This window comes from Armatimonadota bacterium, assembly GCA_020354555.1.
Lineage (GTDB): Bacteria > Armatimonadota > Hebobacteria.
This window is the reverse complement of record CP070648.1, coordinates 2048782-2063218: the sequence shown is the minus strand read 5'-3', so window position 1 is coordinate 2063218 and position 14437 is coordinate 2048782. Positions and strand designations below refer to the sequence as shown.

Annotated in this window: 11 protein-coding genes; 6 read left to right on the top strand and 5 right to left on the bottom strand. The window is 65.7% G+C overall.

Translation table 11 applies throughout. From position 1 onward, the window contains the following. Positions 1-2280 (bottom strand): hypothetical protein (locus JSV65_08385; protein UCH36356.1); only part of this gene is annotated, 2280 nt, incomplete at its 3' end. A 443-nt stretch (positions 2281-2723) separates the two neighbouring features. Here JSV65_08385 and JSV65_08380 point away from each other — a divergent pair. The 3 genes from JSV65_08380 to JSV65_08370 all read left to right on the top strand — a co-directional run bounded on the left by JSV65_08380 (position 2724) and on the right by JSV65_08370 (position 5889). Next, on the top strand, positions 2724-3884 hold the full coding sequence (locus JSV65_08380; GenBank protein ID UCH36728.1) for a dienelactone hydrolase family protein: 1161 nt from the start codon (positions 2724-2726) through the stop codon (positions 3882-3884). Between the two features lie 147 nt (positions 3885-4031). Next, complete coding sequence (locus tag JSV65_08375) at positions 4032-4430, top strand: OsmC family protein (GenBank protein UCH36355.1); 399 nt, start codon at positions 4032-4034, stop codon at positions 4428-4430. Between the two features lie 244 nt (positions 4431-4674). Further along, positions 4675-5889, top strand: coding sequence for a mechanosensitive ion channel (locus JSV65_08370; GenBank protein ID UCH36354.1), 1215 nt, complete (start codon positions 4675-4677; stop codon positions 5887-5889). Position 5890: 1 nt separating this feature from the next. Here JSV65_08370 and JSV65_08365 read toward each other — a convergent pair whose 3' ends face one another. After that, positions 5891-7081 carry a hypothetical protein gene (locus tag JSV65_08365; protein ID UCH36353.1) on the bottom strand — a complete coding sequence of 397 codons (1191 nt, stop codon included), beginning with the start codon at positions 7079-7081 and terminating at the stop codon, positions 5891-5893. Positions 7082-7249: 168 nt separating this feature from the next. Between JSV65_08365 and JSV65_08360 the strand changes: the two genes are divergently transcribed. Beyond that, positions 7250-9286 (top strand): hypothetical protein, encoded by a 2037-nt coding sequence (locus JSV65_08360; protein ID UCH36352.1) that lies wholly within the window; start codon positions 7250-7252, stop codon positions 9284-9286. A 186-nt stretch (positions 9287-9472) separates the two neighbouring features. Here the strand turns inward: JSV65_08360 and JSV65_08355 are convergent, their stop codons facing one another. The 3 genes from JSV65_08355 to JSV65_08345 all read right to left on the bottom strand — a co-directional run bounded on the left by JSV65_08355 (position 9473) and on the right by JSV65_08345 (position 11555). Then, positions 9473-10069, bottom strand: coding sequence for a hypothetical protein (locus JSV65_08355; protein ID UCH36351.1), 597 nt, complete (start codon positions 10067-10069; stop codon positions 9473-9475). After that, complete coding sequence (locus JSV65_08350; GenBank protein UCH36350.1) at positions 10066-10539, bottom strand: hypothetical protein; 474 nt, start codon at positions 10537-10539, stop codon at positions 10066-10068. Before JSV65_08350 ends, JSV65_08355 begins: the two co-directional genes overlap by 4 nt. A gap of 413 nt (positions 10540-10952) precedes the next feature. Further along, positions 10953-11555, bottom strand: coding sequence for a hypothetical protein (locus tag JSV65_08345; protein UCH36349.1), 603 nt, complete (start codon positions 11553-11555; stop codon positions 10953-10955). A 1132-nt stretch (positions 11556-12687) separates the two neighbouring features. Here JSV65_08345 and nagB point away from each other — a divergent pair. Both nagB and JSV65_08335 read left to right on the top strand, forming a co-directional pair. Continuing rightward, positions 12688-13431 carry a glucosamine-6-phosphate deaminase gene (gene nagB / locus JSV65_08340; GenBank protein ID UCH36348.1) on the top strand — a complete coding sequence of 248 codons (744 nt, stop codon included), beginning with the start codon at positions 12688-12690 and terminating at the stop codon, positions 13429-13431. A gap of 6 nt (positions 13432-13437) precedes the next feature. Then, positions 13438-14412, top strand: coding sequence for a phosphotransacetylase (locus JSV65_08335; GenBank protein ID UCH36347.1), 975 nt, complete (start codon positions 13438-13440; stop codon positions 14410-14412). Positions 14413-14437 lie beyond the last annotated feature (25 nt).

Sequence of the window (14437 nt, the reverse complement as noted above, 5' to 3'; positions counted from 1 at the left end):
TGCGCTCGGCCCCCCCGGTTTGGCCGCCCACACCCACACCGACACCGCTGGTGAAGCATCGCCGGTCAGCAGTTCCAAGCGAACGTCGTGATCGCCGGGGCTTAGGGCTGTGCGGAAGAACAGCCAGTGCTCGGGCTTGGGATGACCACTTGCGCCCCAACCCCCTTCGGAGCCGGTTGAGGTGATCGGCGCTTGGCGCCCGTCGATCTCGATGCGGCATAGCGCCTCGGGTGATGAATCGTCCTCCAAGAGCACGAGGAGATCGGCGTGCGGCGACGTCACTGCGACCTCGGCTTCCAACTCGACCCGAACGCCCTGTACCGCATTCCCCACCAGGCTCGTCCAGTCAGGCCCGAAGGAGACGGAGGGGCCTTCGTAGGCGACCTTGCTCACGTCGCGCCGGGAGACGCGAGCGGTGATCCAGTCCCGAGAGGCCCGTGCAACGTCGGGCAGTCCGCGCGTCTGCTGCTCCGGCGCGACGGCGAGCACGACGGTCTCGTAGGGGGCGAGCGGCACGTCGAGCGTATCTCCGGGACGCACGCTTCTGCCGTACACGCGGGGCTCGGGATAGAGGCTGATGACAGAGAGGCTGGCGTGGCGTGCCGGCGCGGCCGGGGTTCGCGGCAACTCCAGAGCAAACGTCTGCGGGGCTATCCAGGGGTTGCGCAGGGCGATCAGGGCGCGGCCGTCTTTCCAGTGGGCATAGCCGTACGGCTCGCGGGGCCTCGGCGCGTCCGGCGTGAACTGCGGGCATTTGCCGTTGAGCCACGAGGCGGGGAGCAAGGGCTCGGTGTGCCGAAGGCGCGACGCGTTCTTGCGCGCCCAGGTCAGAAGGGCGGCGAAGTCCCGCCAGCGCGGGCCACTCATGTGAGCGGGATTGAGGTAAACCGGCAAGAACATATGCCCGCGCATGACGGTCATGACGGAGTCGTTGAGGAAAGGCTCGCGGGTCTGGTGGACGATGCCGAGCACCTCCTGAGCGGCGATCGGCACCGGGTTCCAGAAAGCGCCTTGGAGGTTGAAGTAGTCGCGAGCGGTTGTGTAGCTGTCGCGGTAGACCGGCGCGGGAACGCGCCCCCACGGCGCATCATCCCCATAGGTCCCTATGACCGAGTTGAAATGGAAGAGCCACCACGGGCTCGGATTCCAGCCGAAGCACGTCGGTTCGAGCCAGATATCGGGGGCGGCTCGGCGGACCGCTTGTGCCACGGCGATGATGCCGTCCGCGATGGGCTCCGATGAGAGCGCGCCGGCCTCGTGGCCGTGATCCGTCGCCGGACATTCGAAGAGATAGCCGTCGAGCTTGATGTGGCGGATGCCGTATTGCCGAACCATCTCGACCAAGCGCTGCTGGAAGCGTGTGCGGTAGCGCGGGCCCGCGAGGCAGGCGAAGCGGGCCGGGCTTTCGCCCCACGGGACGGAGAAGGTCTCGTACCCCTGTTCCATCGCCCATGCATTATCAAGCGCGAAGGGATAGCAGCTGCTTGGAGAGATCCACAGGCCGAGGTGGCATTTCATCTTGTCGAGCGCATCGCGGAGCTTGGTGAAGCCTTGGGGGAAGAGCTTGGGGTCTATCTCCCATATGCTGCGGGAATTCGACCAGCCCATGTCGATGCAGAAAGTGTCGAATGTGGCGCGATGCGGTTGGTATAGCTGCTGCCTAAACGTGTCTATGAGTCCGAGGATGTCCTGCTCGGTGTAAGGAACGGGAGAGGTCCACCAACTGTTGTAGTTGACGTGAAGCCCGGCTGGCCCCGGGCGATGGCGTTCGATGTAGCGCTGGAAGGCGCGTTTCTCGTCGCCGTGCGGGGCGACGCCATAGACGGCTCTGCGGGTTTCGTACCAGATGGCGGGTCGCATCCGCAGGCAGGGGCGGTGGGCCAGCAGGAGATGCCCGTCCTGGATGCGGGTCGTCGCGATTGGGAACTCGATGCCCGCAAAGAAGCCTCGAAAAAAGGCCGGGCAGCTTTGCACCGAGCGCGGCAATAGCTCAACCGGGCGGAGGCTGGTGTCGAGGTCCTCGAGGATGATTTCGTTGAGGACGCGCGCGGAGCCGTCGGGGCTCAGCCGGAAGCGCGCCCACTTGCGTAAGACGGACTCCCGGGGCGACCATTGGAGGAAGAGCTTGACGTCGAGGTGGCCGACGCCATCGAGAGGAAGTGGAAGGAAATCCGCCTCCGCGGGTTGCCCGCCGGCGATGTCGCCTTTGAGCACGGAGGGGACGGTGCCACCGACCGGCGCGGAGTCGCCGAAGTCGAAGCGGGGGCATTTCAGGGACACGGTGAGCGCGCGTGCCGCGTGCTCGATCCGTGCGGAGTGCGCGGGGCGATCTAGGGCTGCCGAGATCGTGGACTGGTCGCCGCGAACGCCCGCCGGCGCGGCGATGAGCGTGCCTGCGATGAACAGAAGCGTTGACGGGGCGAGCGGACAGCGCCGGCCCGCAATCCGGGACTTCTGGCGCCTTGTACCTCGCTCGGAGCGAATCGCGCTACGCATGACGTGAAAGACAGTAGCTGGAGCCAGCGCGCTTGTCAACCGCGTGCTCGGCCGGTAACCGCTCGCCGTTATCTGCCGCGGTGACTGCGTCGATACGGCAGGACTGACGTCGTCCGAGAAGGAATCGCGGCGAATGGGAATCGAATCTGTCGAGCGGGCGACTGCGACGGAAAGAGCGGCGCATGAGAAGCTTCCAGTTCTGTCCGGCGTGGGTGGCGGTGTTGGCGATGATCGCGGCGGCGGCGCCCGCCGCCGATTCCGGGGAGCGTGTCCAGATGAATGAAGGTGCGTACCAGACCGTGGGCGTCGAAGACAATCTGCCGGTATTCCGCGACCCGCTGGTGGAGCGGCTGACGTTCCCGCTGTCGTGGCTGTCGGGGAGCTATGATGACTTCGCGGTGTGGCGCGCGGCGGCTCGCGCGAAGGTATTGGAGTGCATGCTGGCGCCGCCGCCGGTGGTGCCGTTCGCGCCGAAGGTGATCGCGGAGCAGGATCGCGGGAGCTACGTCGCGCGCAAGGTGGTGCTCAACATCACCGGCGACAGCCGGGTGCTGGGGTACATGCTGGTGCCCAAGGGCGCGGGGCCGTTTCCGGCGGTACTGCTGCTGCACGACCACGGCGCGCGGTTCGACATCGGGAAGGAGAAGGTGATCGAGCCGTGGGACGTGCCGGCGGAGAAGCTGGCTTCCGCGAGGGAATGGGTGAACGAAGCCTACGGGGGGCGGTTCATCGGCGACGAGTTGGCGAAGCGCGGGTATGTATGCTTTGTGACAGATGCGCTCAACTGGTCGGACCGCGGCGGTGCATGGTACGAAGGGCAGCAGGCGCTGGCGAGCAATCTGCTGCACCTCGGGGTGTCGCTGGCGGGCCTGATCGCGCATGAAGACATGCGGGCGGCGGAGTTCGTGGCGATGCAGCCGGAGGTTGACCCGAAACGCGTGGGGGCGATGGGGCTCTCGATGGGCTGCTTCCGCACGTGGCAGGTGGCGGCGCTGTCGGATCGCATCGCGGCGGGCGCGGCCATCTGCTGGATGGCGACGGCCGAGGGGCTGATGGTGCCGGGCAACAACCAAGTCGTCGGGCAATCCGCATTCACGATGACGCATCCCGGCGTGTTCAACCATCTCGATTACCCCGATGTGGCGAGCATGGCGTGCCCGAAGCCGATGCTGTTCTACAACGGGATGCAGGACGAGTTGTTTCCCGTACCGTCGGTGCGCGAGGCGTACGCGAAGATGCGCGCGGTCTGGGCCTCGCAGAACGCCGGCGACCGGCTCGAGACGCGGCTGTGGGATGTGCCGCATTGCTACAATGTGGAGATGCAGGAGGCGGCGTTCGCGTGGCTGGACCGGCAGCTCGGCGTCGCCGCGGGGCACGCGCGGCCGTGAGGTGCGGAGGCGTCGGGCGTGAAGCGTGGCCGACGCGCGGGACCGTGAAACACCCGTCACAGGAGCGGGTGTGGGTGGGACGGAAGCGAGTGATGGCGTTCTGACCGGAGCGCTTGCATCGCAGATCAATGAGGTGAGGAAACAGATATGCCGATGATGACGGTCAAGCATGAAGGCGGGGTGGCCTCCAGCATTAACGTGCGCGGGCACAAGGTGATTGCGGACGTGCCCGCACCGATGGGTGGGGACGACCGCGGGCCGACGCCAGTTGACCTGCTCGCGGGGTCGCTGGGGGCGTGCATCGCCTTCTACGTTGCGAACTGGTGTCGCGACGCGAAGCTTGCTTACGAGGGGTTTGAGGTAGATTTGGACTACGTACTCGACCGGCAGACCCACTGCGTCCCGGAGATGACGGTGATGGTGCGCATGCCCGCGGGGTTCCCGAAGGAGCGCGAGCAGGCACTGCTGCGGGTGGCGCAGGGGTGCACCGTCCACAACACGCTGTGCAGCTTGCCCCGGATAGAGATCGCAGTCGCGGGCGAGTAGGCGGCTGAGGGGGCCGGACGGACTGAGGGCAGCAGCCTGGCGCCACGGCGGGCGGGAGCTTGAGTATCCGCGACGAGACCATGGAGACTCTTCGCTCGTGTCGCTCAGTCCAAGTGACAGCCGCGGCGCTGCGCCGGGAGCGACAATCCGCAGATGCGGATTAGCGCCGGCAAAAGGAAAGCACGCGCGCAGCGGGAACCTCTGATCCTGGGGATCAATCGTCTCGACGAGGTGTAGCGGGCAGGTGAAGCGCAACGTCATCCTGCTGGTGGTCTTCGCGCTCCTGAGCGTCGGTTTCCAGCAACTGCACAGCCGCGGGTTCGACCTCGGCTCGATATCGAAGGGCCGCGACGTCGCCAGTTTCCTGATGGCAGTGTTTGCCATCCTGACGGTGTACGAGGTGGTGGTGCTCGGGGTCCGGCTGGGGGTCGCCCAGCGCCGCGGCGCGCCCGGCGAAGTGCAGATGCTGTCGGGGCTGGTGCGCTTCGGGGCGGCGGTCGCAGTGGTGATCGTGCTCCTCGCTTCGCTCGGCCGCCTGACCGCCGTCGGGGCGATGGTGGCAGGGTTCGCCGGCCTGCTGCTGGGCTGGTCGCTGCAGGCGCCGGTGAGCGGCATGGCGGCGTGGGCGCTGATCAACGTCAAGCGCCCGTTCCGCGTCGGCGACCGCATCATGCTCCCCTCACTCGGGCTCAATGGCGACGTGATGGACGTCGGCCTGATGTACACGTCGCTCAACCAAGTCGGGGGCACGATCGGGAGTGAGGAGGCGGTTGGACGGTACATCCTCATTCCCAACGCGATGCTGTTCACGCAGGTGGTCATCAACTACACGCCGCAGAAGGGGGCCTTGGCGGGGGCGCATTTCCTAGACGAGGTCATCGTGCGGATCACGTTTGACTCGGACTGGGATGCGGCGGAGCAGACGCTGCTGAGCGTCGCGCGCGAGGTGACCGGCGACATCATCCGCGAAACGGGCCAGGAGCCGTACATCCGATCCGACTTCTACGATTACGGCGTGTACATGCGCCTGCGCTACATGACGCTCGCGACGGACCGGCCGCGGATCACGCACGAGATCACCAAGCGCATCTTCCGCGCGTTCCAGCGCGACGTGCGGGTGGACCTGGCCATTCCATACGTCTATTCCTACCGCCACGCGCTGCCGTCACAGCGGTTTCAGTATCCGGACGAAGCCACGCCGGTGCAGGAAATCGACATCAGTGAGATTGACGATCCGTGGCGGCCGGGCGCCTTGTCGGAGGCGGAGGAAGAGGGGATCAAGGATCTCGCGAGGCACATCGAGACCAACGGGCTGCTGCAACCGCTGGTTGTCGAGCGTCAGGCGAACGGGCGCTACCGGGTCGTCGCGGGGACGAACCGCTTGCGCGCGTGCAAGCTGCTGGGCTGGACGCGCTGCCCGGTTGCGCTGAACCGGCGCCAGGCCCCGCCGGCGGCGTGAGTTAGCGCTCGGCCGCGGAAGCCTGTGCCAGCACCCGCCCCGCGCCCGGGGCGAGGGGGATGATGAGTGTCCCGTCCTCGGGCGTGAAGACCTCACCGCTGATCTTATCCTTCCAGGCCCCAGCGGCGCCGACACTGACCCGCGCCGTGACGGCCGCGTCCGGCCGGGTGCTGGCGACGATCAGCACTCGGCGTCCTCCCCCATCGACAAAGCTTCCCACGCGCGCATCGCCTTCGACGTTCTCCGGCGGCTCGGTCCGCTGCAGAGATAACAGGAGCGGCGCGACTGTGCCCAACTCGCGCGCCAGTTCGGTCGCCGCGGCGTACATCGGCGTCGGACGGCCGTCGGGATGAATCAAGCCCTCGAGTTTCTCGGGGTGACCCGGCATGCTCTGGTACAGGAAGTAGAACATGCCCTTGGCGCCCGCGGCGAGCGATAGGTATGTCACGGCGCGCAGTTCCTGCGGCGACGGGTAGCGCCACGCCTCGGGCTTTGCGAAGGACTGGAGGACCGGCCACGGCGCGGCATCGCCGGCGGCATCGCTGAATCGGTCGAGCGCAGGGAGAAATCCACCCAGGGATTGCGGGGGCGTGCCGACGCCGTGCGGGTAGATGTCGAACACCGCCTCTGAGAGATCCCCGCGCTCGTTGGCGCGGGCGAGCGCGTCGGGGTTGTTGAAACACGAGAAAGCCGGACGCGACGGATCAACGGCGGCGAGGATGCGCCGCACCATCAACCAGTTGGGCACGGCGTCCGGCGGCGGCTCGTCGCGGATCTGATAGCGGAGCAGCGAGTCGTATGCGCCGATTCTATCGCAGACGCGCTTCACGACCTCGTACACTTCCGACTCGGAAAGCGGCTCACCCTGGGACACGAGGTCGGCGAGCGGGCGGATTTCGAGGACGATATTGATGCGGTGCTTCTGGGCGGATCGGAGCAGCGTCTCCCACAGCGGCTCGGGGCAGTTGGGCACGGTGGCGGTGTTGAAGCCGTGAGCCGCGAGGTCGGCGAAGCACCGGTCGTAGTAGGTCCGTGCGCCGGCGAGGTCGCCCGGATAGCCGCCCCAGTCCGGATTGCCCTCGAACCATACGCCGATGGGGAAGAAGGGCGGGCGCTCACGCGAGGCGCCTCCCGCGGCGACGGTCGCGGACGCAAGGATGAGGCTGATGGCGACGATGGTGGCGGCTTTCACGCGTCTTTCCCCAGGTCCGGATGCCTTTCCCGAAGCGGTCCGTGGACGTTGTGTTCGCCGAGCGCGGGGCAGTTCCTCGCGCGCGGTCAAGCGCGGGCAGCGGCAAGGCTTTGTGCGTGAGGCGTCGAACCCGTCGCGGGGGTGGCACATTCAGCGGGAGGTGCGGGATTGATCCGCCAACCGATGGCGACGAGTATACTGGGGGCGCTTGCCGCGGTCCTGCTGCTGGGCGCGACGAGCGGCGCGCTCTGCGGCGAGTACCAGGGGCGATACTGCGGGGGCACGGGGGATGTGGAGTACCTCCGGTTGATTGACCGCTCGTTTGCATTCTTCCATCCGAGTCCCGGCCAGCCCAACATCTCGATGCTGTATAACGCGGACTGGGATTGCCTGGTTGAGGGGCCGATGTGGGGCGGGTGGTGGGTGCAGAACAGCTACGGGCCCACCTACTGCGCGCTGCCTTTTCTCCAGGAGCCGTGGCTGACGTTCCTGCAGCATTCGCACGACCTGTGGTTTCGCCACCAGGGGGACGGGCGCACGGAGGGCTGGCACGGGCTGGTATCGCCGGAGGGAAATCTGTGCGACTGCGCGACACCAGGGGGCTGCGTGCCGGTGCAGGGGGACTCCCGCTGGGATATCCACGACTGGGGGTTCGAGTTCACGGCGGCGGGGGTCGTGATGCAGGCCGAGCTGCTGCTCATCAGTCGCGACGCGGCGGCGATTCGGCGCTATCTGCCGCATCTCGAACGGGCGTGCGACTTCATCGAAACACGGCGCGACCCGGACAATGGCCTGTTCCTCGTCGGGCCTGCGGCCAATCTGCTCGCGCCGTCCTACGGCGGGGTGCGGCAGGCGGATGGAAGCTTTGGCAAGGGGTATCTCGCGGGCCTATCCGTGACGTACCTGGCGGCGCTCGACCGGATGGTGGAGCTGTGCAAGCTCGCCGGCGACCGGGACAAGACGGCGGTGTACGAGCAGCGCCGCGAGATGACGCAGAGGTCTTTGCCGCAACTGCTGACTGCGGACGGGTACTTCGTCAAGTTCGTCGAGCCCGACGGTACGAAACACGGCGTGCTGGGGCAAGAGCGATACGGCTACTTCGAGGCTGTGGTCAACCACGACGCGATTGCCTTCCGCGCTGTGGATGCGAAGACTGCAGAGAGGATCTACGCGCAGATTGCGTCGCTGCCGGGGCTGCGACCCAACGACTTCATCATCACGAACTGGCCGTCGCTGGATGATACCTACGCGAACTGGGGCAGCCGGGAGTTGAGCGGGTTGTGGGAGTTCGGGCGGTGGGTCAACGGCGGCGCGTGGTCAACCTGCGAGGCGCGGGCCATCCTGGCGTACTATCGCCTCGGAAAGTACGAGGACGTGCGCCGCTCCGCCCGTCGCTCCATGGCGCTTGCCGAGGATTATCAGATGGACGCTCCGCTTGCGGACTTCGGCGCGAGCGTGTGGTTCAAGGACAACCCGACGAACCTGTGTTACGACGCGCTGGGGATCCCGGCGGCGACGATCCGCGGTCTGTTCGAGTACATCTACGGGGCCGACACCCTGACGCTCCATCCCCATGTGCCGGCGACAATCGAGGAATACTGGCAGCGCGAGCCGATCCGCTGGGGCGAGAAACGCATCACCCTCAGAGTGCGGAACGCCGGACCTCGCATGGAATCCGCGCACGTGAATGGGCGCAGGTTAAGAACGACGGCGGATTGCGTCGTCCTGAGCTACGGGGAACTGCCGCGCGAGGCGCGGGTGAGCATCGTCATGGAGGGAGGGTGGCCGGAGGCGCATGGTTCGGGCCGTGGCGCTGCGAGTCACGATGACGGCGAGAAGCGCGACGCGGTAGAGTACAAGGCCGCCGGGCTTCCCGCGGACATGCAGAGGGCGTTCACGGTTCTGAAGTCAATGCAGGAGCGCGTGGCGAGCGAGGGGGATCTCGCCTACGAGCGGGCGTACGTGGATGAGGCGCTGGCTGCGTTCGCGGCGTACCGCGAGCGCGCCGCGCGGGATGCGGCCGGCGTGTACCCGACTTTCACGGCGGAGAAGCGGATTGCGATCCTGGACATGCACCGGGCCGCGGCGCTCAATCTGGCGCGGGGGTTCGAGGCGCTGATGCAGCGATACGCCGAGAATGGCGACTCGCCCCGACGCCAGGTCGCGGGGTGGTACGCGGAGGCGCAGGGGGCGGTGGCAGACTGATCGCGACTGAGGTAAGTGATGAGGCACCTGGTCGCGACGCTCAGCCCGTTGGCGCGGGCCGCGCGAATTAGGTCGTGTGTCCCCGCAATTGCCCGATGACCGCTTGACACGGCCAGCTTTGTCATAGATGTCCCTGGGATTAGCCCGTAAGTCGTTCTCCTGTGCAGCCTGCGCGCTGTGAAGCTCTCAAGCTTCATCATCCATAACATATAGCTGCTCCGCGGATCGTGCATACCGTATGCCCACCCAGCTTTCAGACTGCTCGCCCAGTCCTGCTCTGTCTACGACCGCTTCAATGAACGCCTGAGGCTCGCACAGCCAAAGAGGAGGCTTTGTTACGCGATTGCGGGCTTTGATGGCTATCCGTCGGGGCTTGTATAGACCGCCGTAGCTTACTACGCGTACTTCCTCGATATCGCTGAAGGCGATGTGCCTCTGTTTCCCCATCCAGTCGGTCAGCATCAGTCCGTCATTGTCGATCTTCAGTGACGACCGTCGAGCCTCAAGCGCGTAACGGATTGCGGAATACGTGAACAGTGCAGTGGCTACGGCGAAGAATGCCGCCAAGCAAGTCGCTCGCAGGGCCACGCGCCGCAAGCTCTCTGGCGAGGCCAAGCCGGTGGCCTCAGACGCACCTGACGCGGCCATTTGGGCGCTCGTCTGGGCGACCCACATCTGCAGTCCTGTCCACGCGGCGAAGTAACACACCAGCGAGACAAACACCGCAACCCATACGAGAGGCAGGCGCGCCCTGAATTCGCGTCGGCGGATTGTGGTCGTCATCGAAAGCGCTCCCAGAAGTCGGGCGGAGGATTCACTATTACGTCATCCGCAAAGCGGATGCAGTTCCAGTATGCAATCTCGCACCTCTCAGAGACCGCTTGATACTCCCTCCCGCACCCCCGCCAGCATAACGCAAAGGCTACGGCGCTGCCGACCCCCAAACCCAAACAGAGAGCCAAAGTGTAGGGATTCGGGACAACTGCAGTAATCCCACACGCGATCGCGGCAGGAATCCCGCCGCAAAAGCCGATATCCCAACCGCATCGCAACTGGCAAGCAGACTGATCGGTTGCTGCACTCGTAATGCACTGGATGTTGTGGCGAGCGCAGTAGGAGCTGTCATACAGACCAGTCGGGTCTATCCTGTTGACGGAGCAGTTCTGCACGTAGGCGTACTGGCTTTCCGAGTAGCCATACGCTGATGCCCGCTTCGCAGGATCTTGCGTGATGAGACGCCCCATCTCCGGCATGTAGGGGCGCGCGCCCACGTGTTGACACGATCAACTTTCTCATAGACATCCCCTGGATTCCCAGCGCTCCCTCTGCTCAGCGACTGCCTAAGTACAGCGCGAGAAGCAGCCCAACAAGGGCGGCGAGAAGCCAGATGATCGGCTCTGCCGCCAGGAGCGGCGCTCGGCCTCCGCAGCGGCGCCGCATGGCTGACTGTCGGGACCTGCCGTCAGGATGCTTCGCACAGAACTCAAAGGACATTTGGCGGTATCACTCCCACGTATCCCCGAGCTGGTCGGACAATGCACGGGAAGAAGCATTCGAACGACGTGTGTGTCACCAGGCTTCTTCCTGCCTCTCGGCGGCGGAGTCTCACGTATCGCATTCCCCATTGGTCTGCTGCGCCGACCAGGTTGCCTAATCCCCGTGCACGTTATCCGAGGTTGGCCAAGGAATACAGCACCCGACTCTGTCTGGAGTCAAGCGATAAGGCCATCACCTGATCTGCCGCTCTCCAAACCAGGCCGAGCTTGGGCGCGTACTCCAAGTGATCCACCCTGTTGCTGAGACGCGTCAGTGCAGTGGCTTCTCCTGTCAACACGTTCAGAATCGCCAACTCGCCTGAGGGCATCCCTATGGCAACCTCCCGTGCGCTAATCCACGTGGCTGCACAGACGTTGTCCGCAACCGCTCGGATCTCACGTACATTAGCTAACTCGCCCACGAGGAGTGTGCCACCGTCGATGGCGGCAAAGCGACTGCCCTGCGGCGAACCACAAACATAGGAGACTCGCCCGCTCGGCGGCAACACTTCCGTGTCATCCAGGTTTCCGAGGCGCAATGCATGAATCGACGTTCTGCGATCCGGGGGCCTCTTGAGGTATACAAGTACGTCGTTGCCGAGCCAAGGCTTCGTAATGTTCCAAAGCGTCCCATTGTAGGCAACGATGGCGTGCTCGCCGTCTGATACGTCGATTGCCACAATCGCTGGTGCCAGCTCGACCCGAAGATTGGGATAGTCGAGCGTGTCGGCCACAAGGTGCTGACCGTCTGGTGCCCAGCGGATCACGTTTGGTGTCCCCGGGAACTGTACGCTTCCAGTCTGATTCAGGCTACGATCATATATCTGGATCACCGTTGGCTGCGCCGAAGACGGCGCTAGTCGAACGGTCGCGAGCCTCGTGCCATCCGGGGACCAAGCGGCTCGAAAACTCCATCCACGTGACAACACGCGCTCTGAACCGTCCCCGACCTCGACTAGCCTCAGCGAGCTTTCGCGTGCTTCGCCTTGCTCACGACTAGCAACTACCACGAGCTTTTCGCCAAGCGGATCGACAGCCACAGAGACCAGTCGCGCTTTCGTGGGGGCGCGGCTGCATCCTGGAAGACAGGCGGCACCAAAAGCCAACGCAAGCAGGATGACTCGTCTGCGCTTCAACAGGGGGAATCGCGAGGGCTTTGGTTTAGGAGGGAAGATGGCGGCGGTGATCGGCTCGTCATGCTCGTCCGCAGCCTGTCTGGGTGGGCCGAAGGAGAGCAAGCGGGCCGGTGGGCGGCCGGGGATGGAATCCCCCACAGCGTGAGCCTGGGGCGTGAAGAGTGCGGCCTCTCGGCGGCGGCGTCTCACGTGTCGCATTCCCCCGCGGTCGGCGCGAGATTAGGCCTGGACCGCTTACATCATAGTCGCCGGGGTGGGCGGTGTCAACGGGCAAGCGGGGAGTGGCGGGCGCGGCGTGTGCTGCCGAGGCGGGTCACCCCGCCTTCGGCGGGTAAACCTCACCCTAATCCTCTCCCCTTCGACAGGCTCCGTTCGGCAAGCTCACGGCAGGCAGGGCAGGCTCTGAGAGGGAGAGGAGTCAGGCGGCGGCAGGGGCGGATGGCCCATGCCGATGTCAAGGATTGAGATGCGTAGGTCGGGACTGGTTGTGCTTGACAGGGGCGGAGGGGAGTGATAGATTATAGGCTCCGGCCGGCGGTAATGGAGACGTTTTGCGTCGGGCGGGGTTGGGCGCAGGGGCCCAATCAATGCCATCGAGGACGTGATCGAGCCTGCGCTGCGGAAGTCCGCGGCGGGGTGAACCTACGCAAGCCGAAACGCGGGCCGGGCTGTATGACCGGCCCGTTTCGTATTACGGCGCCGGCACCATAGTCCCAAGGAGGCCGTGAGCATGAAGGTCATTGTCGTTCCCACCAAGGAGGAGATGGGCAAGCGCGCCGCGGAGCTGATCGGCGAGCAGATGCGCGTCGCGCCGCACTTCGTTATGGGGCTCGCCACAGGGAGCACGCCGCTCCCGCTGTACGCGGAGTTGATTCGCCTGAACAAGGCGGGCGAGCTTGACTTCTCGACCACGATCACATTCAATCTCGACGAGTACGTCGGGCTGCCGGGGACGCACGATCAGAGCTACCGCCGCTTCATGGACGAGCACCTGTTCGACCAGATCAACATCAACAAGGCGGCAACTCACGTGCCCGACGGCATGGTGCCCGACCCGGAGGCGTTCTGCGAGGCGTACGAGCGGATGATTGACGACGTCGGCGGCATTGACTACCAGGTGCTCGGCATCGGCAGCAACGGGCACATCGCGTTCAACGAGCCGGGGGCGTCGCTGGCGTCACGCACGCGGGTGGTGAATCTGACCAAGAACACGATCAAGGACAACTCGCGGTTCTTCGAGCGCATCGAGGATGTTCCGACGCGGGCGATTTCGATGGGGATCGGGACGATTCTCGAAGCGGAGCGCATCGTGTTGCTGGCGTACGGCGAGAACAAGGCCGACGCGGTGGCGCAGGCACTCGAGGGTCCGGTGACGGTGAGCTGTCCCGCGAGCGCGCTGCAAATGCACCCCGAGGTGACGTGGGTCATCGTGGATGACGCCGCGAGCAAACTGCAACTTGAATGGGGCAGGTGATATCTCTTGCCCGCAGCCGTTCTCGACCGCATCATACGGCAGGCGCAGGGGGATCCGCGCGTCGTCGTATTCCCCGAAGGGGACGAGGAGCGGATCCGGGAGGCTGCGCGGCGCGCGGCAGCGGCAGGCATCGCGAAGCCGATCCTGCTGGTCGGGAATCCCGCGGCGGCGCCGAGCGATGCGGCGTGGATTGAGCCGACCGCGTCGCCGAAGGCGCAGGAATACGCGGAGCGTTACGCGCAGCGGCGCGGGCTGCGAGTCGGGGCCGCGCAACGCCTGACGCGCCGACCGCTCTATTTCGGCGCCGCGATGGTGGAGGCGGGCGACGCCGACGGGATGGTGGCCGGGGTCAGTCACACGACGGCGGCGCTGCTGACGGCGGCGGGGCTCGTGATCGGGCCGGAGCAGGGCTGCTGCTGCCCGTCGAGTTTGTTCGTGATGGCGCTGCGCCGAGACGATGAAGCGCGCGCGCTGGTCTATGCGGACTGCGCGGTGAACGTCGAGCCTGACGCGGAGCAACTCGCGGCGATTGCGGTCAGTTCCGCAGGCAGCGCCAGACGATTGCTGGGTATCGAGCCGCGCGTCGCGTTCCTGTCGTTTTCAACGAAGGGCAGCGCGGAGCACGAGCGCGTGGACAAGGTGCGGCGGGCGGTCGAGCTGGCGCGCGGAATGGATTCAGCGACTGCCTACGACGGCGAGCTGCAGGCGGACGCGGCGATAGTCCCACGGGTGGCGGCGTTGAAGGTGCCGACGAGCCCGGTGGCGGGGCAGGCGAATGTCCTCATTTTCCCCGACCTGGACAGCGGGAATATCGGGTATAAGCTGACGGAGCACATCGGCGGGGCGCAGGCGATCGGGCCCATCTTGCAGGGCTACGCACTGCCGGTGAACGACCTGTCGCGCGGCGCGACGGTGGAAGACATCGTCGCGGTGGCGGCGATCACCGTGGCGCAGGCGCAAGCGGCGCGGCCAAGGCAGTGAGCGCGGCGGCCGCAAAGGTGCGGCG

Excerpts from the sequence above, each read along its gene's own strand:
- JSV65_08375 (UCH36355.1), top strand. The coding sequence starts at position 4,032 with ATGCCGATGATGACGGTCAAGCATGAAGGCGGGGTGGCCTCCAGCATT.
- nagB (UCH36348.1), top strand. The coding sequence starts at position 12,688 with ATGAAGGTCATTGTCGTTCCCACCAAGGAGGAGATGGGCAAGCGCGCC.
- JSV65_08355 (UCH36351.1), bottom strand. The coding sequence starts at position 10,069 with ATGACGACCACAATCCGCCGACGCGAATTCAGGGCGCGCCTGCCTCTC.
- JSV65_08380 (UCH36728.1), top strand. The coding sequence starts at position 2,724 with ATGATCGCGGCGGCGGCGCCCGCCGCCGATTCCGGGGAGCGTGTCCAG.
- JSV65_08350 (UCH36350.1), bottom strand. The coding sequence starts at position 10,539 with ATGCCGGAGATGGGGCGTCTCATCACGCAAGATCCTGCGAAGCGGGCA.